24 protein-coding genes and 2 pseudogenes are annotated in these 22,626 nt (G+C 57.9%); 14 read left to right on the top strand and 12 right to left on the bottom strand.

Translation table 11 applies throughout. From position 1 onward, the window contains the following. Nucleotides 1-66: 66 nt before the first annotated feature. Nucleotides 67-570 (bottom strand): DUF4334 domain-containing protein, encoded by a 504-nt coding sequence (locus EGY12_RS15065; protein ID WP_123894467.1) that lies wholly within the window; start codon nt 568-570, stop codon nt 67-69. Nucleotides 571-695: 125 nt separating this feature from the next. On the opposite strand from EGY12_RS15065, the gene EGY12_RS15070 reads away from it, so the two are divergent. Together EGY12_RS15070 and EGY12_RS15075 are read left to right on the top strand one after the other, a co-directional pair. Then, entirely contained in the window at nt 696-1,568 is an 873-nt protein-coding gene (locus tag EGY12_RS15070) for an AraC family transcriptional regulator (protein WP_123894468.1), read from the top strand. 253 nt (nt 1,569-1,821) lie between these two features. Continuing rightward, nucleotides 1,822-1,951, top strand: a pseudogene (locus EGY12_RS15075) (IS481 family transposase); the annotation flags it as partial. Between the two features lie 87 nt (nt 1,952-2,038). Here EGY12_RS15075 and EGY12_RS15080 read toward each other — a convergent pair. Together EGY12_RS15080 and EGY12_RS15085 are read right to left on the bottom strand one after the other, a co-directional pair. Next, nucleotides 2,039-3,073 carry a phage portal protein gene (locus EGY12_RS15080; protein ID WP_123894469.1) on the bottom strand — a complete coding sequence of 345 codons (1,035 nt, stop codon included), beginning with the start codon at nt 3,071-3,073 and terminating at the stop codon, nt 2,039-2,041. Continuing rightward, nucleotides 3,073-4,182 (bottom strand): annotated as a pseudogene (locus tag EGY12_RS15085) (terminase large subunit domain-containing protein); the annotation flags it as partial. The pseudogene EGY12_RS15085 and the gene EGY12_RS15080, both read right to left, overlap by 1 nt. On the opposite strand from EGY12_RS15085, the gene EGY12_RS15090 reads away from it, so the two are divergent. Then, nucleotides 4,133-4,348 (top strand): ogr/Delta-like zinc finger family protein, encoded by a 216-nt coding sequence (locus EGY12_RS15090; protein WP_123894470.1) that lies wholly within the window; start codon nt 4,133-4,135, stop codon nt 4,346-4,348. The pseudogene EGY12_RS15085 and the gene EGY12_RS15090 sit on opposite strands and share 50 nt — an antisense overlap. A gap of 295 nt (nt 4,349-4,643) precedes the next feature. On the opposite strand, the gene EGY12_RS15095 is transcribed toward EGY12_RS15090, so the two are convergent. Continuing rightward, nucleotides 4,644-6,332, bottom strand: coding sequence for an aspartate:alanine antiporter (locus EGY12_RS15095; RefSeq protein WP_072008430.1), 1,689 nt, complete (start codon nt 6,330-6,332; stop codon nt 4,644-4,646). A 294-nt stretch (nt 6,333-6,626) separates the two neighbouring features. Between EGY12_RS15095 and EGY12_RS15100 the strand changes: the two genes are divergently transcribed. Beyond that, entirely contained in the window at nt 6,627-7,016 is a 390-nt protein-coding gene (locus tag EGY12_RS15100) for an inner membrane protein YbjM (RefSeq protein WP_055317581.1), read from the top strand. Nucleotides 7,017-7,061: 45 nt separating this feature from the next. Here the strand turns inward: EGY12_RS15100 and EGY12_RS15105 are convergent, their stop codons facing one another. Continuing rightward, nucleotides 7,062-7,325: a GrxA family glutaredoxin gene (locus EGY12_RS15105; protein ID WP_004938676.1), complete on the bottom strand. Its 264-nt coding sequence runs from the start codon at nt 7,323-7,325 to the stop codon at nt 7,062-7,064. A 230-nt stretch (nt 7,326-7,555) separates the two neighbouring features. Here EGY12_RS15105 and EGY12_RS15110 point away from each other — a divergent pair, with 230 nt between their 5' ends. The 9 genes from EGY12_RS15110 (at nt 7,556) to rlmC (ending at nt 15,817) form a co-directional block, all read left to right on the top strand. Next, nucleotides 7,556-7,858: a YbjC family protein gene (locus tag EGY12_RS15110; protein ID WP_033646672.1), complete on the top strand. Its 303-nt coding sequence runs from the start codon at nt 7,556-7,558 to the stop codon at nt 7,856-7,858. 56 nt (nt 7,859-7,914) lie between these two features. Beyond that, a complete protein-coding gene (rimK, locus tag EGY12_RS15115) occupies nt 7,915-8,817 on the top strand; it encodes a 30S ribosomal protein S6--L-glutamate ligase (protein WP_033637810.1) in 903 nt (300 codons plus the stop codon). 135 nt (nt 8,818-8,952) lie between these two features. Next, on the top strand, nt 8,953-9,432 hold the full coding sequence (locus EGY12_RS15120) for a YbjN domain-containing protein (RefSeq protein ID WP_004938666.1): 480 nt from the start codon (nt 8,953-8,955) through the stop codon (nt 9,430-9,432). A gap of 406 nt (nt 9,433-9,838) precedes the next feature. Next, nucleotides 9,839-10,948: a spermidine/putrescine ABC transporter substrate-binding protein PotF gene (gene potF / locus EGY12_RS15125; RefSeq protein ID WP_123894471.1), complete on the top strand. Its 1,110-nt coding sequence runs from the start codon at nt 9,839-9,841 to the stop codon at nt 10,946-10,948. Nucleotides 10,949-11,070: 122 nt separating this feature from the next. Next, complete coding sequence (potG, locus tag EGY12_RS15130) at nt 11,071-12,204, top strand: putrescine ABC transporter ATP-binding subunit PotG (protein WP_123894472.1); 1,134 nt, start codon at nt 11,071-11,073, stop codon at nt 12,202-12,204. Between the two features lie 24 nt (nt 12,205-12,228). After that, complete coding sequence (potH, locus tag EGY12_RS15135) at nt 12,229-13,191, top strand: putrescine ABC transporter permease PotH (RefSeq protein WP_123894473.1); 963 nt, start codon at nt 12,229-12,231, stop codon at nt 13,189-13,191. Then, nucleotides 13,188-14,033, top strand: a complete 846-nt coding sequence (gene potI, locus EGY12_RS15140) for a putrescine ABC transporter permease PotI (RefSeq protein ID WP_123894474.1) — start codon at nt 13,188-13,190, stop codon at nt 14,031-14,033. The genes potH and potI overlap by 4 nt, the downstream gene beginning before the upstream one ends. A gap of 104 nt (nt 14,034-14,137) precedes the next feature. Then, a complete protein-coding gene (locus EGY12_RS15145) occupies nt 14,138-14,617 on the top strand; it encodes a YbjO family protein (RefSeq protein WP_123894475.1) in 480 nt (159 codons plus the stop codon). 69 nt (nt 14,618-14,686) lie between these two features. Beyond that, nucleotides 14,687-15,817: a 23S rRNA (uracil(747)-C(5))-methyltransferase RlmC gene (rlmC, locus tag EGY12_RS15150; RefSeq protein WP_123894476.1), complete on the top strand. Its 1,131-nt coding sequence runs from the start codon at nt 14,687-14,689 to the stop codon at nt 15,815-15,817. 32 nt (nt 15,818-15,849) lie between these two features. Here rlmC and artJ (EGY12_RS15155) read toward each other — a convergent pair whose 3' ends face one another. From artJ (EGY12_RS15155) to EGY12_RS15180, 6 genes are all read right to left on the bottom strand, one after another. Then, nucleotides 15,850-16,584 (bottom strand): arginine ABC transporter substrate-binding protein, encoded by a 735-nt coding sequence (gene artJ / locus EGY12_RS15155; RefSeq protein ID WP_033637816.1) that lies wholly within the window; start codon nt 16,582-16,584, stop codon nt 15,850-15,852. Nucleotides 16,585-16,782: 198 nt separating this feature from the next. Then, nucleotides 16,783-17,451: an arginine ABC transporter permease ArtM gene (artM, locus tag EGY12_RS15160; protein ID WP_015377298.1), complete on the bottom strand. Its 669-nt coding sequence runs from the start codon at nt 17,449-17,451 to the stop codon at nt 16,783-16,785. Then, the gene (gene artQ / locus EGY12_RS15165) at nt 17,451-18,167 is read right to left on the bottom strand and encodes an arginine ABC transporter permease ArtQ (RefSeq protein WP_025159684.1); all 717 of its coding nucleotides are present in this window, start codon (nt 18,165-18,167) and stop codon (nt 17,451-17,453) included. Before artQ ends, artM begins: the two co-directional genes overlap by 1 nt. 9 nt (nt 18,168-18,176) lie before the next feature. Continuing rightward, nucleotides 18,177-18,908, bottom strand: coding sequence for an arginine ABC transporter substrate-binding protein (artJ, locus tag EGY12_RS15170; protein ID WP_004928409.1), 732 nt, complete (start codon nt 18,906-18,908; stop codon nt 18,177-18,179). 32 nt (nt 18,909-18,940) lie between these two features. Continuing rightward, nucleotides 18,941-19,669 (bottom strand): arginine ABC transporter ATP-binding protein ArtP, encoded by a 729-nt coding sequence (gene artP, locus EGY12_RS15175; RefSeq protein ID WP_038884338.1) that lies wholly within the window; start codon nt 19,667-19,669, stop codon nt 18,941-18,943. A gap of 264 nt (nt 19,670-19,933) precedes the next feature. Next, nucleotides 19,934-20,476 (bottom strand): lipoprotein, encoded by a 543-nt coding sequence (locus EGY12_RS15180; RefSeq protein ID WP_123894477.1) that lies wholly within the window; start codon nt 20,474-20,476, stop codon nt 19,934-19,936. A 159-nt stretch (nt 20,477-20,635) separates the two neighbouring features. Here EGY12_RS15180 and EGY12_RS15185 point away from each other — a divergent pair, with 159 nt between their 5' ends. After that, entirely contained in the window at nt 20,636-20,959 is a 324-nt protein-coding gene (locus EGY12_RS15185) for a heavy metal-binding domain-containing protein (protein ID WP_004928400.1), read from the top strand. A gap of 49 nt (nt 20,960-21,008) precedes the next feature. On the opposite strand, the gene EGY12_RS15190 is transcribed toward EGY12_RS15185, so the two are convergent. After that, on the bottom strand, nt 21,009-22,577 hold the full coding sequence (locus EGY12_RS15190) for a DUF3300 domain-containing protein (protein ID WP_123894478.1): 1,569 nt from the start codon (nt 22,575-22,577) through the stop codon (nt 21,009-21,011). Between the last annotated feature and the right edge of the window lie 49 nt (nt 22,578-22,626).

A 22,626-nucleotide genomic window follows, 5' to 3' on the forward strand; every position in this document is an offset into this window, starting at 1 on the left:
AACTGACAGATGCCTGTTATTTATACGGGTATCTGTCAGCCCAGGTCTGAGTTAATACAGCTACTATTATTTTTGCACAAATTCCACAGGGAATTGTTCAATACGTTTCAAAAAGAAGAAATAATGACGGCCGTTGGCTACAATATCAGGAAAACCTGCGAACGGCTTGCCGTCCATTACACCCATTACTGTATTGTCGTCCACTTTGCGGAAGTGGTCAAAAATTGGTGCGCCGTCATAAATCATTGTTGCCGATACCACACCGCGAAATTCTACCATTTGAATGCTGGCTTCTTGTCCGCCCATCATTTCGTTAGAAAACAGTTTGCCAGCCTTGTTGTAGCAAACCAGTGGGGCAACATCAAATTTACCCTTAAACCATTTACCGAACCATTTAGCTTCCACTAATGCGGCCTCGCCCCAATGTCCTGATTTGAAATCACCGCCCTGCCATTTACCCATCATTTCTTTGCTTGTTACCGCAGGCAGGCTGTCAAATAGTGCGAATAAGAGTTCATCGGTGTCATGTTGTTGGGCTAATAATTGGTTGAATTGATTGATTGCTTTCATCTTTTTCCCTTTCGTGAGGTTTTTCCGCACCGTTGCGGTATGAAGACATTATAGACGAAACCATTCTTGACTCTTTCCCAATAGTCCTCAATACTTGCCTAATAATCCCAAAGTAAGGTTTTGCATTGAACGAGCTTCTCACACATATCAAGCCGCACTCGCTGCTTAACCAGATTACCCAAACTACGCTTGAACCGCTGGTGCTCTACTGTGCCAATGCAGGTTTGGAAAATCAGACTTATATGCAAAGCGCCGGACTTTATGTGGTTGTACAGGGTGAGAAGGTTATCCGCATCGGCGAGCAGGAATATTGCCTTGAAACAGGCGATATGATGTGTTATTTCACAGACTTACCGATTTTGACCAAGGTGGTTGTAGCCGACATTTCAGCACCTTATTATGGTCTGAATATAAAGCTGGACTATACGGCGTTGGCAAGCCTTGCCGAGCAACTGCCGAGAAATGAGCAAAGCTGTCTAACACCACAAGTCGTTCAGATTTCTCCTCCTCTTTGTAATGTACTGGCTCGCTTAACCAGATTGCTTGATTATCCTAATGATGTTTCCTTTCTGTTACCTCTTTTTCAGGCAGAGATTTACTATTACTTGCTGAAAAGTGAGTTGGGCGGTTATCTTCGCCGGCAACTTAGCCGAGGGCAGGCTTTCAGCCAAATCAACCGAGCTATTCAATGGGTCTGCCACCATTTTCGTGAACCGCTTGATGTAGACAGGCTAGCTCAGGAGGTTGGAATGAGCCGTTCAAATTTCTATCTGCATTTTAAAGAAACCACCAAGCTCACCCCATTGCAATATCAAAAAAGCCTCCGGTTAATTGAAGCTAAGAAGTTGATTAAGCAAAGAAAAATAAATATCTCTGCTATTGCTTTTGAGGTTGGTTACGAGAGCGCATCCCAATTTAGTCGGGAATACAGCCGTTATTTTGGCATCAGTCCGCAACAAGAAAGAACAGGGGGGGTAAATACCAATAATACTTTTTGAAATTCCAAAAATAGAAAATATAAATTGTGATTAGAGCGAAATTTTATAACTTTGAGTAATAATTACATAATATCGAAAAATCTCCGGCGCAGTATCAGAGACTGCTTGCATTACTATTTATGGATATTCGCTATTCTTCAGTGCTGTGCAATTAATAGGCTTGATTCGGGTAACGGCATGCAGTTATTCCGCCGCTGAGGTTTCTGATTGGCGGGGCGTTTTAGTTCACGGTCTCTATAAGTTGTTACGGGTCATTGATGAATGGCTGGCTCACTATAATAATAGGCGGTCCATCAGGGAAAATGTGCTGTGGCCGGGCGCCAATGGAATCATTACTTGATGGAAAGCTCATCTGGGTTGAGAAAAACTTAGGCCAGATGTAATTTGACAGATAGCTGTATAAATAACCGGTAAGTCAGCTCAGGTCTGAACTAATACAATGAAGCCGCCAATCACTGGCGGCTTTTTGCTTATTCGGTCGGCAACTCATACGGTGCGAACTTGATCACCTCTTCCCCGATCCAGTCGTTCACCTCCTTCATGCGCTCTTGCAGCGGCGTTAGCTCGTTGCGTACAAATACCTGAGCGGCCTTTTTCACATCCCCGAAGCCGCCGGTATTGTTCGGGATAATCCCCATCATCTGCGGCGGTACGCGGTGCGCGCTCAGCAGATCGTCGCGGCTGGCGTTCTTGATGTTAAAAAAGTCGTCTTTGGTGGCAACCTCGGACAGCGACAAAATCTTAATGCCGTCGGGTTTGCCGTTCGGGGCGTACATGAACAGATTGCGGAAGTTCCCCAAGCCCTTGGTGTCGCGCATGGCTTGGCGCATTCTGTCAACGTCGCTCGTACTCTGCGCCGCGTCGGTCATATACAGGATGTAACCGGCGTGCGCCCCGTTCTGGTAATATTTACGGCGGAACAGCGTCGCTGCCTCGTTCAGCCAGGCGGAGTTAAGCGCGCTGAGGTACTCCGGCAGGCCGTACAATTCCTGATTGATGTCCGGCTCAATCAGGTGAAAAACGCTGTCGCTCTTGAAACGGTGCGCCTCTTTCCAGTCTTGCACGAACCAGTAAGTGCCGCGATCCACGCCGCGCCGCGTGTACTTGGCCGGGGATGATTTCAGCTGCAGCGGTGCGCCGAGCCGGTTTTGGCGCTCTTCTAAATAGGCGTTGCCGAACACCAGATAATCCAGCGCATAGCGGCTAAACTCCTGCTGACTTAGCAGCCGGTGCGGGATAAACGTTGACGCTAAAATGTTGCGCTTAACGTACATCGGCGAGCTGTGATGCACGGCGGCGCGCACACTGCGTGCCAGCCCATCGAAGCTGATCGGCGGCTCGTACCACTTGCCATTGGTTGTGCACTCGATGTAATCCAGAATTTCCCGCTTATCCAGCACAGCAGACGGCTCGCCAAAGGTGAACGCCTCAAAATCCTGCTTCTGCTCTGTTGCCGGGGCTGGCGCCGGGGTGGTAAATGCCTTGCGGCCTTTGCGCTTGCTCATCAGTAAAACTCCAAAATGTTCGGGCTGCTGTGGCCGCTGCCTGCGGTCAGCGGTTCGTTTAAGAGGGCGTGCATGATTGACCATGCAACATCGGCGTGGCTGGCCTCTTCGCTGCGGCTGGCGGTGTAGGTTGAACGCGCGCCGCTGGCGGTCATGGTTTTGCGGATCGCCATAAAGGCGGCGGTGATGTCGGTGTGGCTGGTGTCGTATTCCAGACAGCCGCGCCCGATGGTGTCTTTTGCCTTCAGCACCATGGCGGTTTTGATTTCCGGCGTGTATTTGATTTCTCGCGCGGCTGGGAAGAACTCGCGCACCAGCTGGAAAACGCCTTGGCCGACGGTGGTTGCATCGATGCCGATGTATTCCACGCAATATTTTTCGGTCAGGTCTTTAATCTTCTGGGCCTGCGCGGCAAAGTTCATGCCCTGCCACTGGTGGCGCTCCAGCACGCGGAACTTGCCCCCGGCCACCATTGGCGGCGCGATCACCGCGCATCCGGCGCTGTCGCCGCCGTTTGCTTCCGATGGGTCGTAGCCGATCCACACCGGGCGATAGCCGAATGGCCGCACGGCGTAAGGGTTGAAGTCCTCCCACTCTTCCAGCGAATCGACCATGCAGCCTTGCAGCTCGGCGAACGGGAATACCGACGCGGTATCATCCACAAATTCGCACATCAGCAAGTTCTGATACTCTGCCGGGCTGTATTCGAGCGACAGCTGATCGAGGTCAAACAGGTTACAGCCGCCAGTCAGCGCATCCTCAACCGTGACAATCTGGCGCCATTGCCCATCGCCGCACAGCACGCCTTTTGACAGGTGGCTGTGGCTGAGGTCGAGCTGAACGTGATCGGCTTTGCTGCGGCGGCCTTTGTTGAACAGTTCCCCCGACCAGAACGGATAAGCGGAGTGCGCCAGACTCGACGGCGTGGAAAAGTAGGTAGTGCGCCACCGCTTGTGCAGCGACATCCCGCTGGCGACTTTGCGCAGCTCCTGAAACTTCGGTATCCAGAAATACTCATCCAGATACAGATTGCCGGTGTAGCTCTGCGCGGTGCGCACGTTGGTGCCGAGGAACATCAACCGGGCGCCGTTCGGCAGCACCACCGGATCTCTTAGTGAGAACACTAAGGAGCGTTACTATCAATGCCAAAACATAAACTGCAGTTGTACTTTTGTGACGCTGGAATCTATTCAACGGCAGATCGTTTCTCCGGGCAACGTTGATATCGCTCCGCCGCACCCAACGCGAAGCAGTCAGGGAACACTTTGGATTTAACAAGAAGCCTGCGAAAGCAGTTTTTTATGCCCATAAAATAGCTGTCGCCACTTTGCCGCCATAGGAGGGTAGTTATGTGTTTTTCAGCCTATTGCTTTATAAAGAAATTTTTTTCAAGGCAACAAAAAACCCGATAATCTTGAACCTAAAAGGCGGGATTATCGGGCTCCACAAAATGGGGACATCAAAGAAAAGCAGTGGCACTAATTCAGACTGCGGCCCCCAATGAAAGTTCTGGCCGGCGACAAAAAAATCAAAATATTTTTATCACCGATCCATCTCTCCCGCTAATCGATCAGCCGAGTATCCCCGGCCATAGCACCACGATGAGTGAACCCGCCAGCGTTAACAGCACGTTAGCGATGGCGTAGGTGCCGGCGTAACCCAGCGCCGGGATGTTGCTGCGCGCGGTGTCGCTTATGATCTCCATCGCCGGCGCGCAGGTGCGGGCGCCCATAATCGCGCCGAACAGCAGGGCGCGGTTCATGCGCAGCACGTAGGCGCCGAACAGGAAGCAGATAACCACCGGCACCAGGCTGACGATCAGCCCCGCAATCAGCATCTGGCCGCCGACCGCGCCCAGGCTGTGGCCGATGCCGGCGCCGGCGCTCAGGCCTACGCCCGCCATAAACACCATCAGGCCGAATTCTTTCACCATGTTCAGCGCGCCCTGCGGAATGTAGCCGAAGGTCGGGTGGTTGGCGCGCAGGAAGCCGAGCATGATGCCGGACATCAACAGGCCGGCGGCGTTGCCGATGCCGAACGAAAAGTTGCTGAACTGAATGGTGATCTGGCCGATCAGCAGGCCGATGATGAAGAAGGCGCAGAACGCCAGCAGGTCGGTCACCTGGCTGTGGATCGAGATAAAGCCAATCTTCTCCGCCACGCTCTTCACCCGGCGCGCGTCGCCGCTCACCTGCAGCACGTCGCCCTTGTTGAGCACGATGCTGTCGTCGATCGGCATTTCGATCTGGCTGCGGATCACGCGGTTGAGGAAGCAGCCGTGGTCGGTCAGCTTCAGCTGGCTCAGGCGTTTATTCACCGCGTTGCTGTTCTTCACCACGATCTCTTCGGTCACGATGCGCATGTCGAGCAGATCGCGGTCAAACACTTCCTTACCGTTGCGGAAGCTCGGGTCCAGCCGCGCGTGGGCGTCCGGGTAGCCGACCAGCGAGATCTCATCGCCCACCTGCAGCACCGCGTCACCGTCCGGGTTGGCCAGAATGCCGTTGCGGCGGATGCGTTCGATGTAGCAGCCGGTCTGGCGGTAGATGCCCAGCTCGCGCAGGTTCTTGCCGTCGGCCCAGGCCACCAGCTCGGGGCCGACGCGGTAGGCGCGGATCACCGGCAGGTAGACCTTGCGCTGGCTGTCGGTGTCCAGACCGCGTTCGCGGGCGATCTGCTGGGCAGAGGTGGACAGGTCCTGGTGCTGCAGCTTCGGCAGGTAGCGCGCGCCGAAGATCAGGCTGACCAGACCGATCAGGTAGGTGAGGGCGTAGCCGAGGCTCAGATGATCCTGCGCCGCCAGCAGCGCCGGGCCGTTGACGATGGTGTTGCGCAGCGTGTCGCCGGCGCCTACCAGCACCGGCGTCGAAGTCATCGAGCCGGCCAGCATGCCGGCGGTCAGGCCGATGTCCCAGTGGAACAGCTTGCCGAGACCGATGGCGATCACCATCGCCGAACCGACCATTACCAGCGCCAGCATCAGGTAATTTTTGCCGTCGCGAAAGAAAATCGAGAAAAAGTTGGGCCCGGCTTCCACGCCGACGCAGAAAATAAACAGCATAAAGCCGAGATTCAGCGCCTCGGTGTTAATGGCGAAGTGTTGCTGGCCGAGCAGCAGGGAAACCACTAAAACGCCAATGGAATTACCGAGTTGGACGGAGCCCAGACGGAGTTTACCGAGGCACAGCCCCAGCGCGAGTACCACGAACAGTAACAGAATGTAGTTACCGTTTAACAAACTAGCGACGTTTATGTTCACGGAGGATAACTTATTGTTTACCAGTAAGTGCTTGATATAGATAACTATAAGAGATAAATTCAGCCTTAAAACGACGTCATAAATCACCACCAGCAGAAAGCGAAGCGAACCATCGTTCGGCGGCGTTCATTCTAGACGCTATGACCGATGACAGCCAGCACAGAAAGCTGATTTCCTGCGCCGCCGTGCGCATTTAACTCTCTTTTGACCAAGGAAAAAATTCGGTTCAGCGTCACCTCACGGGTGGCCGGGCTGATTTCTATTGATGCGGTAATTGGGCGGGGGAGAATTCGCATGACGAGTTATAGATATTGGCTGAGCATCCTCAGCTGTTTTCTGTTGTTCAGCCTGGTGTTTCTCGGCCAGCAAACCGGCCTGTTCGGCAGCACGGATCATGAGCATCACGGCGAAACCGGCCTGCTGCTGTTTGTGATCCCCGGTGCGATCGCCAGCTATCTGTCGAGCCGCAAGCGGCTGCTTTGCCCGCTGCTCGGCGCGCTGTATGCGCTGCCGCTGTGCCTGTTGATCCGCCACTTCTGGCTGACGCCGTCCTCTTCGTTCTGGCAAGAGCTGGCGTACGCCACCAGCGCAGTGTTCTGGTGCGTGTTCGGTGCGATGCTGATGCTGTTCGCCCTCGGCCTGTTGCAGACGCTGCAGCAGCTGCACCGGCGGCAGCGGCAATAAAAAAAGGCGCGTTCAGCGCCTTTTTTGTCTTTTTCGTTCAAAAACTTACTGGAACAGGTTCAGGTGTTCTTTGGCATAAGCTTCGAAATCGGTGCAACCGCCGATGTGCTTCTCATCCAGGAAGATCTGCGGCACGGTTTCAACCGGTTTGCCGACGGTTTTTTCCAGATCGGCCTTGGTGATGCCTTCCGCGTGGATGTCAACGTAACGGAAGTTGAAATCGTCGCGTTCTTCAGTCAGTTTTTCCGCCAGTTCTTTAGCGCGGACACAATAAGGACAGCCAGGACGCCCGAAGATTACTGCAAACATGCAACGCTCCTTAATTGGATTTTCAATAAATTGCTCGCTATCGCAACGACATCCCGTCACCGAAAAAGTCATTACCTGCGTCAGATGGCGCCTACTATGCCCGTTGAGGCGATGAAAAAAAAGCAGGAATTACCTGTTAATCTGATTCATGTAACCAATTAGTCTGCCGGGGCTGTCGCCGCCGACGGGAATTCACTACACTGGGGGCAGTCCTTCTGGAGAAGAAAAATATGCGTTCATTCGGTGACTTACCGCGCCCGGTGCTGGTGTTGGAAGGGCTGGGCATCGTGATGCTGGTGTTGGCCTACCTCAGCATTCACGGCCACCTGCAGCTGCCGGGCTGGCTGGCGTCGCAGCAGGCGGCGGTCGGCATGATTTTCCTCGGCGTGGCGCTGATGGTGCCGGCGGCGGCGTTTCTGGTGTGGCGCGTGGTGCAGGGCTTCGGGCCGCTGATGCGCGGCGGTCTGCCGCCGGAAAACGATCGCCGCAAGCCGCAATCGAAAGATAATCAGGACAGCGATCCGCGCGCCTGAGCGCCGCGGCCGCTAATCCGCCTGCCGGGCAGGCGTTGGCCTTTTTGGGGTGACGAGTGAAAATTGCCATTCTTTCTCGCGACGGAACGCTCTACTCATGCAAGCGGCTGCGTGAAGCGGCGGAAGATCGCGGGCACAGCATCGATATCATCGATCCGCTCTCCTGCTACATGAACATCAATCCGGCGGCGCCAACCATCCATTATCGCGGCCGCCAACTGGAGCGTTACGATGCGGTGATCCCGCGCATCGGCTCCGCCATCACTTTTTACGGCACGGCGGTGCTGCGCCAGTTCGAGCTGCTCGGCAGCTACCCGCTCAACGAATCCGTGGCCATTACCCGCGCCCGCGACAAGCTGCGTTCGCTGCAGCTGTTGGCGCGGCAGGGCATCGATCTGCCGATCACCGGCTTCGCCCATTCGCCGGACGACACCGGCGATCTGATCGAACTGGTCGGTGGCGCGCCGCTGGTGGTCAAGCTGGTGGAAGGCACCCAAGGCATCGGCGTGGTGCTGGCGGAAACCCGCCAGGCGGCGGAAAGCGTGATCGACGCCTTTCGCGGGCTGAATGCCCACATCCTGGTGCAGGAATACGTGCGCGAGGCGCAGGGGCGCGACGTGCGCTGTCTGGTGGTCGGCGGCCGGGTCGTGGCCGCCATCGAACGGCAGGCCAAGCCCGGCGAGTTCCGCTCCAACCTGCACCGCGGCGGCACCGCCCGGAAGGTGACCATCACCGCCAGAGAACGGGCGATCGCGGTAAAAGCGGCGAGCACGCTGGGGCTGGACGTCGCCGGGGTGGATATTCTGCGCGCCGAGCGCGGCCCGCTGGTGATGGAGGTCAACGCGTCGCCGGGGCTCGAAGGCGTGGAAACCACCACCGGGCTGGACATCGCCGGCATGATGATCGAATACATCGAGCAGCGCGGCCGGCCTGGCTTTCGCTTGAAATCCGGCGGTTGACGGGGCGGCGGTGCGCTTTTCCCGCCGAGCAATCTCTTAATTAGTGAATTAAGCCGTATTGATCGTGGCGTATCGGGTGAATATTCCGTAAGCTATGCGCCTTTTCGCGTATTGAATATTGTGAGGCTGGTTATTATGGATTCACTCATTGTCCCCGATTTGGCGCTGTTGCGGCGCTGGCTGGATCAGTCGGGCATTTCTTTCTTTGAGTGCGATTCCTGCCAGGCGCTGCACCTGCCGCACATGCAGAACTTCGACGGCGTGTTCGACGCCAAGATAGATCTGGTGGATAACGTCATCCTGTTCTCTGCGCTGGCCGAGGTGAAGCCGACCGCGCTGATCCCGCTGGTGGCGGATCTGAGCCAAATCAACGCCAGTTCGCTGACCATCAAAGCGTTTGTCGACATTCAGGACGACAACCTGCCGAAGCTGATCGTCTGCCAGTCGCTGAGCGTGGCGGTCGGCATCACCTATGAGCAGTTCACCCACTTCATGCAGCAGGGCGAAGAGCAGGTCTCGATGGTGATCCTCGAAGCGCGGGCGAACGATCTGCTGTTTATGGGGGATGAAGAAGAGATCCCCGCTGGCGCCGTGCGTCAGCCGATGCTGCACTGATCCTCGCCGTACCTTAAGCATGCCGTCGCTCCGGCGGCATGCTGCCATTATTCCCTTCCGCAATAAAATATTCTGCACTTTGGCCTTCACCGCCCGATCTTTCTCGCCTTTTGTGCCGTTAATGGCGTATCACATAGAGAAAAACTGAATAAAAAATCGATAAAAGGCGTTTTTTACCCCAGGGGCTGGCGGGCCGCGATGGCAGCGGCTATGCTGCTGATTCTGCAAAGGGCTTGCGATTTCCCTTGTGACCACGCGAGCAGGGCAGTGAAAAAAGGCGCATGCAATCATATGCATAGCCATTCAGTTCGCGGTTGCAACGATTGCGCTCAATCAGGAAAGGTTTTGTATCGCTGCAGATACAAGTTCAATTCTATGATTCACCCTGTTTTGGAGGAAGTTACGGATGGTCACCCAACGTAAAAAGTGGTTATCGGGTGTGGTTGCCGGCCTGCTGATGGCCGCGTCCGTCACGGCGTCAGCCGAAGATAAAACGCTGCACGTGTATAACTGGTCCGACTATATCGCGCCGGATACCCTGGCCAAATTCCAGAAAGAAACCGGTATTAAAGTGGTGTACGACGTCTTTGACTCCAACGAAGTGTTGGAAGGCAAACTGATGGCGGGCAGCACCGGTTACGATTTGGTGGTTCCTTCGTCCAACTTCCTCGAGCGTCAGTCGCAGGCCGGTATCTTCGAGCCGCTCGACAAGAGCAAAATTCCCAATTACAAAAACCTTGATCCGGAAATGCTGCAGCTGGTGGCGCATAACGACAAGGACAACAAATACGGCATCCCTTACATGATGGTGACCACCGGCATCGGCTATAACGTCGATAAGGTGAAGGCGGTGCTGGGGAAAGACGCGCCGGTCAACAGCTGGGATCTGATCTTCAAGCCGGAAAACCTCGAGAAGTTGAAAAGCTGCGGTGTTTCCTTCCTCGATGCGCCGAGCGAAGTCTACGCCACCGTGCTGCACTATCTGGGTAAAGATCCCAACAGCACCAACGCGGCGGACTACACCGGCGCGGCCAACGATCTGCTGCTGAAGCTGCGGCCGAACATCCGCTATTTCCACTCTTCCCAGTACATCAACGATCTGGCGAACGGCGATATCTGCGTGGCGATCGGCTGGTCCGGCGACGTGATGCAGGCGGCCAACCGCGCCAAAGAGGCGAAGAACGGCGTGAATGTGGCCTATGCGATCCCGAAAGAGGGGGCGCTGACCTACTTCGACATGTTCGCCATGCCGGCGGACGCCAAGAACAAGGATGCTGCCTACCAGTTCCTGAACTTCTTGCTGAAGCCGGACGTGATGGCGGACATCAGCAATCACGTTTACTACGCCAATGCGGTGAAGGATTCCACGCCGCTGGTGAATGCCGAAGTGCGCGATAACCCGAACGTCTATCCGCCGGCCGATGTGCGCGCCAAGCTGTTCACGCTCAACGTGCAGTCGCCGAAGCTGGACCGTGTCATTACCCGCGCATGGACTAAAGTTAAAAGCGGGAAGTGATGATAGGGAGATAGCCCCCTATCGTCGGTAAACCGGCAGGCGGGTGTCCCCGCCTGCATTGCCGTTTTGGGCCACGGCGTTCGCCGTGGTTTTGTGCCGCTTTACGCCGGAGAGCACCCCGATTGAACGACGCCATCCCTCGTCCTCAAGCCAAGTCGCAGAAGGTTTTCACCCCTCTGCTGGAAATCCGTAACCTCACCAAAACCTTCGACGGGCAGAACGCGGTCGAAGACGTCAGTCTTACCATCTACAAGGGCGAGATCTTTGCGCTGCTCGGCCCGTCCGGCTGCGGCAAATCCACCTTGCTGCGCATGCTGGCCGGCTTCGAACAGCCCTCGGAAGGGCAGATCGTGCTCGATGGGCAGGATATGTCGCACGTGCCGCCGTACCAGCGGCCGATCAACATGATGTTTCAGTCTTACGCGCTGTTCCCGCACATGACGGTAGAGCAGAACATCGCCTTCGGCCTGAAGCAGGACAAAATGCCGCGGGCGGAAATCGCCGAAAGGGTGGCGGAAATGCTGGCGCTGGTGCACATGCAGGAGTTCGCCAGGCGCAAGCCGCACCAGCTTTCCGGCGGCCAGCGGCAGCGGGTGGCGCTGGCGCGCAGCCTGGCCAAGCGGCCTAAGCTGCTGCTGCTGGATGAGCCGATGGGCGCGCTGGACAAGAAGTTGCGCGATCGCATGCAGCTGGAAGTGACCGACATTCTCGAGCGCGTCGGCGTGACCTGCGTGATGGTGACGCACGATCAGGAAGAGGCGATGACCATGGCGGGGCGCATCGCCATCATGAACCGCGGCAAGTTCGTGCAGATCGGCGAACCGGAAGAGATCTACGAACATCCGAACAGCCGTTTCAGCGCCGAATTTATCGGCTCGGTCAACGTTTTCGACTGCGTATTGCAGGAGCGGCACGACGACGCGCTGATCCTGCAAAGCCCCGGATTGCGCCATGCGATCAAAGTGGATCCGGATGCCTCTGTGGTGGACGGCGTGCCGATCCAGGTGGCGCTGCGGCCGGAGAAGATCCTGCTGTGCGAACAGGTGCCGGAAGATGGCTGCAACTTCGCGGTGGGGGAAGTGGCGCACATTTCCTATCTGGGCGATCTGTCCATCTATCACGTGAAGCTGCACAGCGGGCAGATCATCAGCGCCCAGTTGCAAAACGGCCACCGCTTTCGCAAGGGGATGCCCACCTGGGGCGATGAAGTGCGTCTGTGTTGGGAAACTGACAGCTGCGTAGTGTTGACGGTGTAGTGGAGCCGGTGAGGAGTAACCCGTATGACCCTGCTTTCTGAACGCACGCCCGAGCCGCCGGCCAAAGCGCCCGGCGCCCTCAAGGCGCTGTTCCACCGCCTGCTGATGGCTCACGGCCGCAAGTTGGTGATCGCGCTGCCGTATTTATGGCTGACGCTGCTGTTTATGCTGCCGTTCCTGATCGTCTTCAAGATCAGCCTGGCGGAGCTGGCGCTGGCGGTGCCGCCCTACACCGAGCTGCTGACCTGGGCGGACGGCAAGCTGAACATCGCGCTCAACTTCGCCAACTACCTGCAGCTGACCGACGATCCGCTGTATATCGACGCCTACCTGCAGTCGTTGCGCGTGGCGGCGGTCTCGACGCTGTGCTGCCTGATTATCGGCTATCCGCTGGCCTGGGCGGTGGCCCACAGCAAGGCGTCAACCCGTAACATTCTGCTGCTGCTGGTGATCCTGCCTTCCTGGACCTCGTTCCTGATCCGCGTCTATGCCTGGATGGGCATTCTGAAAAACAACGGTACGCTGAATAACTTTCTGATGTGGTTAGGGGTGATCGACCAGCCGCTGGTGATCCTGCATACCAATCTGGCGGTGTATATCGGCATCGTCTATTCCTACCTGCCGTTTATGGTGTTGCCGATCTACACGGCGTTGATCCGGCTGGATTACTCGCTGGTGGAGGCGTCGCTGGATCTGGGGGCGCGGCCGCTGAAAACCTTCTTCAGCGTGATCGTGCCGCTGACGCGCGGCGGCATCATCGCCGGCTCGATGCTGGTGTTCATTCCGGCGGTGGGGGAGTTCGTGATCCCGGAGCTGCTCGGCGGGCCGGACAGCATCATGATCGGCCGCGTGCTGTGGCAGGAATTCTTCAATAACCGCGACTGGCCGGTGGCCTCGGCGGTCGCCACCATCATGCTGCTGTTGCTGATCGTGCCAATATTGTGGTTCCACAAGCACCAGAACAAGGAAATGGGGGGGCAGGAATGAACAACTTGCCGGTAGTGCGTTCGCCGTGGCGCATCGCCATCCTGACGGTCGGCTTTACCTTTCTGTATGCGCCGATGCTGATGCTGGTGATTTACTCTTTCAACAGCTCCAAGCTGGTGACGGTGTGGGCCGGCTGGTCCACGCGCTGGTATAGCGAACTGTTTCACGACTCGGCGATGATCAGCGCGGTGGGGCTTAGCCTGACCATCGCCGCGGCCGCCGCTACTGCTGCGGTCATCTTGGGCGCTATCGCCGCGGTGGTGATGGTGCGCTTCGGCCGTTTTCGCGGTTCGACCGGTTTCGCGTTTATGCTGACCGCGCCGCTGGTGATGCCGGACGTGATCACCGGCCTGTCGCTGCTGCTGCTGTTCGTGGCGATGGGGCACGCTTTCGGCTGGCCGTCGGAACGCGGCATGTTCACCATCTGGCTGGCGCATGTCACCTTCTGTACCGCTTACGTGGCGGTGGTGATCAGTTCGCGCTTGCGCGAGGTAGATCGCTCAATTGAAGAGGCGGCGATGGATCTGGGGGCGCCGCCGCTGAAGGTGTTTTTCGTCATCACCTTGCCGATGATTGCGCCGGCGCTGATTTCCGGCTGGATGCTGGCGTTCACCCTGTCGCTGGACGACCTGGTGATCGCCAGTTTCGTCTCCGGGCCGGGCGCCACCACGCTGCCGATGCTGGTGTTCTCCAGCGTGCGCATGGGGGTGAATCCGGAAATTAACGCGTTGGCCAGCCTGATCCTGCTGGTGGTGGGCATTCTCGGTCTGATCGCCTGGTGGTTTATGGCGCGCTCGGAAAAACAACGATCGCGTGAATTACAGCGGGCGGCCCGTAGCTGAATCGTAACAAACCTGCTATTTTTGCAATCAATAAGTATTGCAACTAACTACCTGACTTTACATGCGCCATTTGTATTGGTGGCGCGTCGTAGCGGAACACGGATATGTCAGACATGCTGAAAAGCGGGCAGGGAATGGGATCGGCTTCGGATGCGCCGGTGCCGGTGATGGTGGCGGGTACCGCCATGGTCGCGATTAAGTGTATCAGCGTGGTGCTGCTGTTGGGCGAGCTGGGCGTCGACGGCGCGCAGGAGTTCGTCAACACCAGCGCACAGGCGTGGGATTCTACCCTTATCTTTCTGGCCGGCCTGCTGATGCTGTGCCTGCAAATCAGCTGCGGCTTTGCGGTGATGCGCGGTCGCAACTGGGGGCGTTGGGGCTATGTGGCCTGCCAGTGCATCGTGGTGCTTTACCTGCTGTTGGCCACCATCGGCAGCGTCTTCCCCGAGGTGTTTACCGTGGAAGGGGAAACCAGCGGCCAAATCCTGCACGTTCTGATCCTGCAAAAGATCCCCGATGTGGTGATCCTGGCATTGCTGTTCGTTCCCACCGCCAGCCGCCGCTTCTTCGCCGCGCGCAAGTGAGATTTTAGGCGCGCGGAGTGGTAAACTCTGCGCCCTTGATTCGTCATCCTGAACTTCACGGTAATCTTCATGCATTGCGCTTTGTATACGGCGGGCACCTGCCGTTCCTGTCAGTGGTTGGAAAAGCCCTATCCGCAGCAACTGGCCGACAAACAGCATCACTTGCAATCGCTGCTGGCCGGGTGCGACGTCGCGCAGTGGCTGCAGCCGATGGCGGGGGAGCTGAGCGCATTTCGCAATAAAGCCAAGATGGTGGTCAGCGGCAGCGTGGAGCGCCCGCTGCTCGGCATGCTGCACCGCGACGGCACGCCAGTCGATCTGAGCGGCTGCCCGCTGTATCCCGCCGCCTTTGCGCCGATGTTTGCGGTGCTGAAAAGCTTTATCGCCCGCGCGGGCCTGACGCCGTATAACGTGGCGCGCAAACGCGGCGAGCTGAAGTACCTGCTGCTGACCGAAAGCACGCTCGACGGCGGCGTAATGCTGCGCTTCGTGCTGCGTTCGGAAACCAAGCTGGCGCAGCTGCGTGCCGCGCTGCCGTGGCTGCAGCAGCAGCTGCCGCAGCTCAAGGTGATCTCCGCCAATATTCAGCCGGTGCACATGGCGATCATGGAAGGGGAGCGTGAGATCGCGCTGACCGAACAGCAGGCGCTCGAGGAACAGTTCAATCAGGTGCCGCTGTTCATCCGCCCGCAAAGCTTCTTCCAGACCAACCCGCAGGTGGCTGCCGATCTGTATGCTACCGCCCGCGACTGGGTGCGTGCGCTGGGTATCGACAGCATGTGGGATCTGTTCTGCGGCGTCGGCGGTTTCGGTCTGCACTGCGCGCAGCCGCAAACGCGGCTGACCGGCATCGAAATCAGCGCGGAAGCGATCGCCTGCGCGCGCCAGTCGGCGCAGCGGTTAGGGTTGTTGCACGTAGATTTTCAGGCGCTCGATTCCACCCGTTTTGCTACCGCCGAAGGCCAGGTGCCGCAGCTGGTGCTGGTCAATCCGCCGCGGCGCGGCATCGCTCAGGCGCTGTGCGACTATCTGAGCCGAATGGCGCCGGACTATATTCTCTATTCCAGCTGCAATGCCGAGAGCATGGCGAAAGATATCGAGATGTTGCCGGGGTACCGCATCGAACGGGTGCAGCTGTTCGACATGTTCCCGCATACCGCGCACTACGAAGTGCTGACGCTGTTGGTACGGATTTTATAAAACATAAGGCCCGGATAACCGGGCCTTATTGCTTACTGCGGGAACCACTTGTCGTTGATGGCCTTGTAGGTGCCGTCGGCCTTGATGGCGTCCAGCGCGGCGTTCAACTTGGCCAGCAGCGCCTGGTTGTCGGGGCGCACCGCGATGCCGAGGCCGGTGCCGAAGTATTGCGCATCGGTGATGTGCTCGCCCACCGGCGCCAGCTGCGGGTTGGTTTTCAGCCACTCGTTCACCACGGCGGTGTCGCCGAACACGCCGTCGATACGGCCGTTTTTCAGCTCCAGAATGGCGTTCTGGTAGCTGTCGTAAGAGACGGTGTTAATCTCCGGATGCTTGTCCTGCATGTATTTCTGGTGGGTGGTGCCGTTTTCCATGCCGAGCTTTTTGCCTTTCAGATCCGCCAGCGAGCTGAACTTGCCTTTTTGCGCGATCACGATCGCCGAGTTGGCGTAGTAAGGCTGGGTGAAGGCGACCTGTTTGCTGCGCTCCGGCGTGATGTCCATGCCGGAAATCACCGCATCGTATTTCTTGAATTTCAGCGCGGCGATCAGGCTGTCGAACGCCTGGTTGGTGAAGGTGCACTGCGCCTGCATCTGCTTGCACAGCGCGTTGGCCAGATCGATATCGAAGCCGACGATCTGGTTGTTGGCGTCCAGCGATTCGAACGGCGGGTAGGTGGCGGAAGCGGCGAAGCGGATGGTCTCGGCCGCGGTGGCGTTAAAGGTGATCCCGGCCAACATCGTCGCGGCAAGCAGCAGTTTTTTCATGCGTAGAGCTCCTGTCTGAATCCTGAAAGTGATTATTCGCTATCGTTTGTTTTTACTGGTAATCGCCAGAGGTTTTTACGTGTGCGCCTGCTGATAACCCTGCCATTGAGTGAATTAAAATGCAATATAAATGATTAAGTATTGCCGTGGGGATAAAAAAGCCCCGCACAATGGCGGGGCTTATGGGGGGAGGTGGCCTCAGTTGCGGCGTTCAAAAGCCAGCGCGCGGCGCTCTACCAAGCGCATCAGCAGCGTCAACAGGCCGTTGACGCACAGGTACACCAGGCCTGCGGCACCGAATACCATGACGTCGTAGGTGCGGCCGTACATCAGTTGGCTGTAACCCATCACCTCCATCAGCGTGATGGTGTAAGCCAGCGAGGTGCTTTTGAACACCAGCACCACTTCGTTGGAGTAAGACGACAGCGCGCGCTTGAAGGCGAACGGCAGCAGGATGCGCAGCGTCTGTCGGCGCGACATGCCCAGCGCTTCGCACGACTGCCACTGCCCGGCGGGAATGGCGCGCACCGCGCCGTAGAACAACTGCGTGGTGTAGGCCGCGCTGTTCAGTGCCAGCGCTATCATCGCGCACAGCCAGGGTTGCGACAGCAGGTTCCACAGCCACGGGTAGTCGCGGATCGCCGGGAACTGACCGGGGCCGTAGTAGATCAGGAAGATCTGTACCAGCAGCGGCGTGCCGGTGAACAGCGTGACATAGGCCTTGACCAGCGGCGTCAGGATCGGCGTTTTCAGCGTCAGGATCACCGTCAGCAGCAACGACAGCACCAGCGCGACGATCAGCGCGGCGACGGTCAGCGTCAGGCTGGTGTGCAACCCTTTTAGGATCTCCGGTAAATATTCAATCATCAGACCGGCCCCCGCTCAAAGCGCGTGGCGCGCAGCTCAATACGTTTGATGACGTATTGGCTGAACAGCGTCACCAGCAGGTAGATCGCCGCGGCGATCACATACCAGGTAAAAGGCTCCTGGGTGCGGGTGGCGATGCTCTTGGTTTGCAGCATCAGATCGTTCACGCTGATAAGCGACACCAGCGCGGTATCTTTCAGCAACACCAGCCACTGGTTGCCGAGGCCGGGCAGGGCGTGGCGCCACATCTGCGGCATAATCAGGCGAAAGAAGATCGCCGCCTTGCCGAGCCCCAGCGCCTGGCCGGATTCCCACTGCCCCTGCGGCACCGCTTTGAGCGCGCCGCGCAGCGTCTGCGAAGCGTAAGCGGAATAGAGCAGGGCCAGAGCGATCACCCCGCACAGGAACGGGCTGACTTCGAAATTGTCGATCGCCAACTGAATCGGCAGCTGGAACAGACCGAGGTTGAGGGTAAAGCCGTCGGAGAGCATCAGCAGCAGCTGCGACGAGCCGAAATAAATAAACAGCACCACCAGGATTTCCGGCAGGCCGCGCAGCACGGTCACCCAGGCGGTGCCGAGCCAGCTGACCGCTTTCCAGCGGGACGATTCCCATACGGCGAACAACATCGCCAGAATCAGCCCGAGGATCAGGGCGCAAACGGCAAGGCCGACGGTCATGCCGGCGGCGCTTGCTAAAGGTTGTAATTCATTCATCGGGGCGTATTACTGCTGGAACCATTTTTTGTAGATGGTTTCATAGGTCCCATCCTGCTTGATCTTGTCCAGAGCGGCGTTGAACTTGCCCTGCAGATCGGTGTTCTTCTGGCGTACCGCGATGCCGAGGCCGGTGCCGAAGTAGTCTTTATCCGTCACTTTGGCGCCCACTGCCGCCAGCGCGTCATTCTGCTTCAGCCACTCGTTGACCACCGCGGTATCGCCGAACACCGCATCAACGCGGCCGTTCTTCAGATCCAAAATGGCGTTCTGGTAGCTGTCGTAAGGCACGGTGGTGATTTCCGGGTGTTTGTCAGTCAGGTATTTCTGGTGGGTGGTGCCGTTTTGCACGCCCACTTTCTTGCCTTTCAGCGCCGCTACGTCGGCGATTTTGCCTTTCTGCGCGATGAACAACGCCGAGTTATCGTAGTACGGCTTGGTGAACAGCACCTGCTTTTCACGCTCCGGCGTGATGTCCATGCCGGCCATGACCGCATCGAAACGCTTGAACTTCAGGCTCGGGATCAGGCTGTCGAACGCCTGGTTGGTGAAGGTGCACTCGGCCTGCATCTCTTTGCACAGGGCGTTGGCCAGATCGACATCAAAACCCTGAATCTTGTTGCCGGCGTCAATAAATTCAAATGGAGGATAGGAGGCTTCGGTAGCGAAACGGATCGTTTCGGCTGCGGAGGCGGAAACGCTGATGCCGGCCAGAACGGCGGCGATTATTAGTTTTTTCATCGCAAACTCCCCAAATTACAGCAAGTTAATTGTTAGTGTGATAAGTAGTTGGCAAACTCGGTGGTCCGCGGCTGCGTGAAGTGACTGCTGTCGCCTTGCTCCACCACGTGGCCGTTTTCCATGTACACCACGCGGCTGGCGGTCTTGCGCGCCACTTCCACTTCGTGGGTGACGATCACTTGAGTGATGCCGGTGCCGGCCAGTTCGCGAATGATGCTGACGATCTGAGCGGTGATTTCCGGATCCAGCGCCGCGGTCGGTTCATCGAACAGCAGCACCTGCGGTTCCATCATCAGGGCACGGGCGATCGCCACGCGCTGCTGTTGACCGCCGGAAAGGTGCAGCGGGAAGCGATCGGCGAAGTCGGTCAGGCGCAGGCGCTTGAGCAGCTTGTCGGCGCGCTCCATCGCCTGAGCTTTGGTCAGACCCAGTACGCGGCAAGGCGCCTCGATCAGGTTCTGAACCACGGTGAGGTGAGGCCACAGGTTGTATTGCTGGAAGACCATGCCGACATTTTGACGCAGTTCGCGAATGGCTTTCTCGCCCGGCGCCTGCTTGAAGTCGAATTGGTTGCCGGCGATCTGCAGTTGGCCCGAACGCGGCATTTCCAGCAGGTTCAGCACCCGCAGCAATGAACTTTTCCCGGCGCCGCTTGGGCCAAGCAGCACCAGGGTTTCCCCGGCTGGACAATCCAGCGTGATGTCAAACAGCGCCTGGTGAGCGCCGTAATAGCAATTGATACCGTTAAGTTGAATACTCATGCGCCAGAATTGAATAGACATTGATGCCGCAAATGTTAACTTCCACAGAATACTTATGCAATCTTTGTGCGTTAAAATTTATGAGTGTGCGGCGGGACAGTAAAAGATTAGCACAAGATACCGCGACTCAAGCCGAGGGAGGGGATTTGTGGCGCAGGCTGTGAGATCGGTAGCGAAATTTTTTCTATTGGACGAAATCTGAACGGCAGGCAGGCGGTGGAGATGACCGACGCGGCAAGCCCGCGTCGGCCGGGGTATTGCGGGTTACTGGTTTTCCAGCACCTGGCGCACGCTGCCGTTGGTGGCGTGCGCTGGAACATTCAGGTAGCGAATATCATCAACCACCCAGCAGGTGCCTTCGCGCACCATCAGCACTTCGTCCTGCCAGTTCACGGTGCTGTTGGCGTCTTTTTGGTAGCTCAAGTCAACGCGCAGCGGGATGTTTTTCGCATCGGTGTTAGGAATGGTCGAGGCGCTGGCGACGGACGCGCTGCTTGGCCCCTGCGCATTGCCGGAGAACAGATCGCCGGTTATCCGGTGCTTGCCCGGATTCTGGCCGGCGCTGACCAGATCCTGATACAGCACTTTGCTCAGGTAAGGTTGCAGCTGCGCGAGGCGGTTGCTGTCCGGCAGGCCGGCGCCCTGCTGGATGCGCAGGTCATAGAATTTTTGCGCGACCGTATCCGGGCCGCCTTCCACACAGCTGCCGCTGCGGGTGCCGATATCCTTGTATGCCGGTTCCACCGAGGAACAGGCACTCAGCAACAGCGCTAAGGGTAAAACAGCCGCAATCGTTTTTGTTTTCATCTTATTACCTTATGTGAAAGTCTCTACCATGAAGACCGATAGCTTACAGTATAAATGCGTTTTTTGGCCTTGCATTCGTACTGCGTGCCATTGATTAAGCGAACATAATGCCAATCCTCTGGTCATAGATACGTTGAATTAATCAAACAAGGAATTCTGATGCAGCTTTCAACTACCCCAACCCTGGAAGGGTTCACCATCACCGAATACTGCGGCGTGGTCACCGGCGAAGCGATCCTCGGCGCCAACATTTTTCGTGATTTTTTCGCCGGCGTGCGCGATATCGTCGGCGGCCGCTCGGGCGCTTATGAGAAAGAGTTGCGCAAGGCGCGCTTGATCGCGTTCGAAGAGCTGGAAGATCAGGCGAAAGAGCTGGGCGCCAACGCGGTGGTCGGCATTGATATCGATTATGAAACCGTTGGCAAAGACGGGAGCATGCTGATGGTGACCGTCAGCGGCACGGCGGTGAAAGTCAGCCGCTAACGCTATTCTCCGCGCCCCGGCCGTTCTGCCGGGGCGCCATTCTCTTGCTTTACCCCACCTTGTGCTGCTCGACGATCGGGCGGTGTTCCTGCGGTTTCACCGGCGCCGGCTCCTGGCGATGCTGTATCGGCTGAACGGACGGCTGGTGGATCTGCTGCGCCGGGGCCGGATGCGGCATGACGCGTTCCTGCGGCATCGGCGTCGGGCGTACTACCGCCGGGTGCGGTGCTACGGCCGGTTCGCGCACCACAGGCTGAGCGACGTGCGGTGCTACCTGAACCGGTGGCCGCACGGCGGATTGATGCACCGGCGCGACGGCCTGCATCGGATGCGTCTGTACCGGCGCTGAGTGCACGGCCATCGGCTGCTGCGCGTGGGGCGCCGCAGGTGCGGTATGCGTGAACGTCGGCATGCTCATCGGTTGCTGTACATGGGGCGCACTGACCGGTTGTTGCAGGTGCGGCGCGGCCGCCATCGGTTGATGTACGGTTATCGGCTGTTGTACGTGAGGCGCCACCGGTTGGGTATGCGCAAAGTTCGGCATCGTCATCGGCGCATGGGCTGCAGGCGCGCCGTGCGGCTGTTGCGGTGCCGCGTTCGGCGTCGGTGGGTTGAAGCGCGGCGTCGGCGCGGCGGTGGTCGTATTGTAGTTGTTCACCGTGCTGGTGCTGCTGCGATTCACATTGTTGACGTTGTTATATTGGTTGATGTTGGTGACGCGATTTACCACGGTGGTGGAGTGCGACACGTAGGGCGCATTGCGGTAGATCACCGGTTGGCGTCGATCGTCCCAGCGCATATCCCAGTTGTGCCAACCGCTGTTGTGCTGATTGAACAATGAGGCGACCGCGATGCCGACGCCGAAGCTGATCACGCCGGCCGCCAACATATCGCCGCCGCTGTAGCCCGAAGGTTGATACTGATAGCTTGGGTAGGCGGGAATCGGCGTGCCGTAGGCTACCCAAGGGTCGTAACGCGGGACGTAAACCGTATCCGGCTGGCTGGGCTCGATGACGATGGTTTCGCCCGGCGCCGCCACCACGCTCTGGCGATAAGATTGTTGCTCCACGTAACGGGTGGTGGGCGCCACGACGATGCGCTGTTGCGGGGTGTTTTTCAGCGTACCCTGGCTGGCCGCCCGTTGGCGCATCACCTGAATGGCGTTCATCACGTCGGTGGGATCGTTGAGGTAGGCGCTGCCCAGGGCGGTGGTCCAGGGGATGTTCTTCGCCATCTGATCGAGTACGTCGGGGAATTGCACCAGGCCGCGCACGCTGGCATCCCAGGGCTGAGCGTCGGCCGCCGAGCTGAGCGCCGCCGGCTGCAGACCGCGGTTTTGCGCCAGCCAGGCATCTGCGGCGCTGATTTGGTCGGGATAGCCCGCGCCGGCCAAGACCTGCGCCAGCAACTTATCGGGGAACAGGGCCACCGGGCTGACCAGCTGGTAAAGCTGATCGGCGGTCAGTGGCGTATAGGCCGGCGCACTCGCATTGGCGGCGGGAGCGGCCGGGGGCGGTGTGCTTCCGCCCATCGCACCGGCGACTTTTTGCTGATCGCAGCCGCTGAGCGGCAGCATGGCGGCACAGAGCAACCAGGACAGATAGCGTGGTGTGAACATGTTCGACTCCGCTCTTTCGGCGCAGATGATACTTTGAGACTATCATGGG

Source organism: Serratia sp. FDAARGOS_506 (genome assembly GCF_003812745.1).
Lineage (GTDB): Bacteria > Pseudomonadota > Gammaproteobacteria > Enterobacterales > Enterobacteriaceae > Serratia.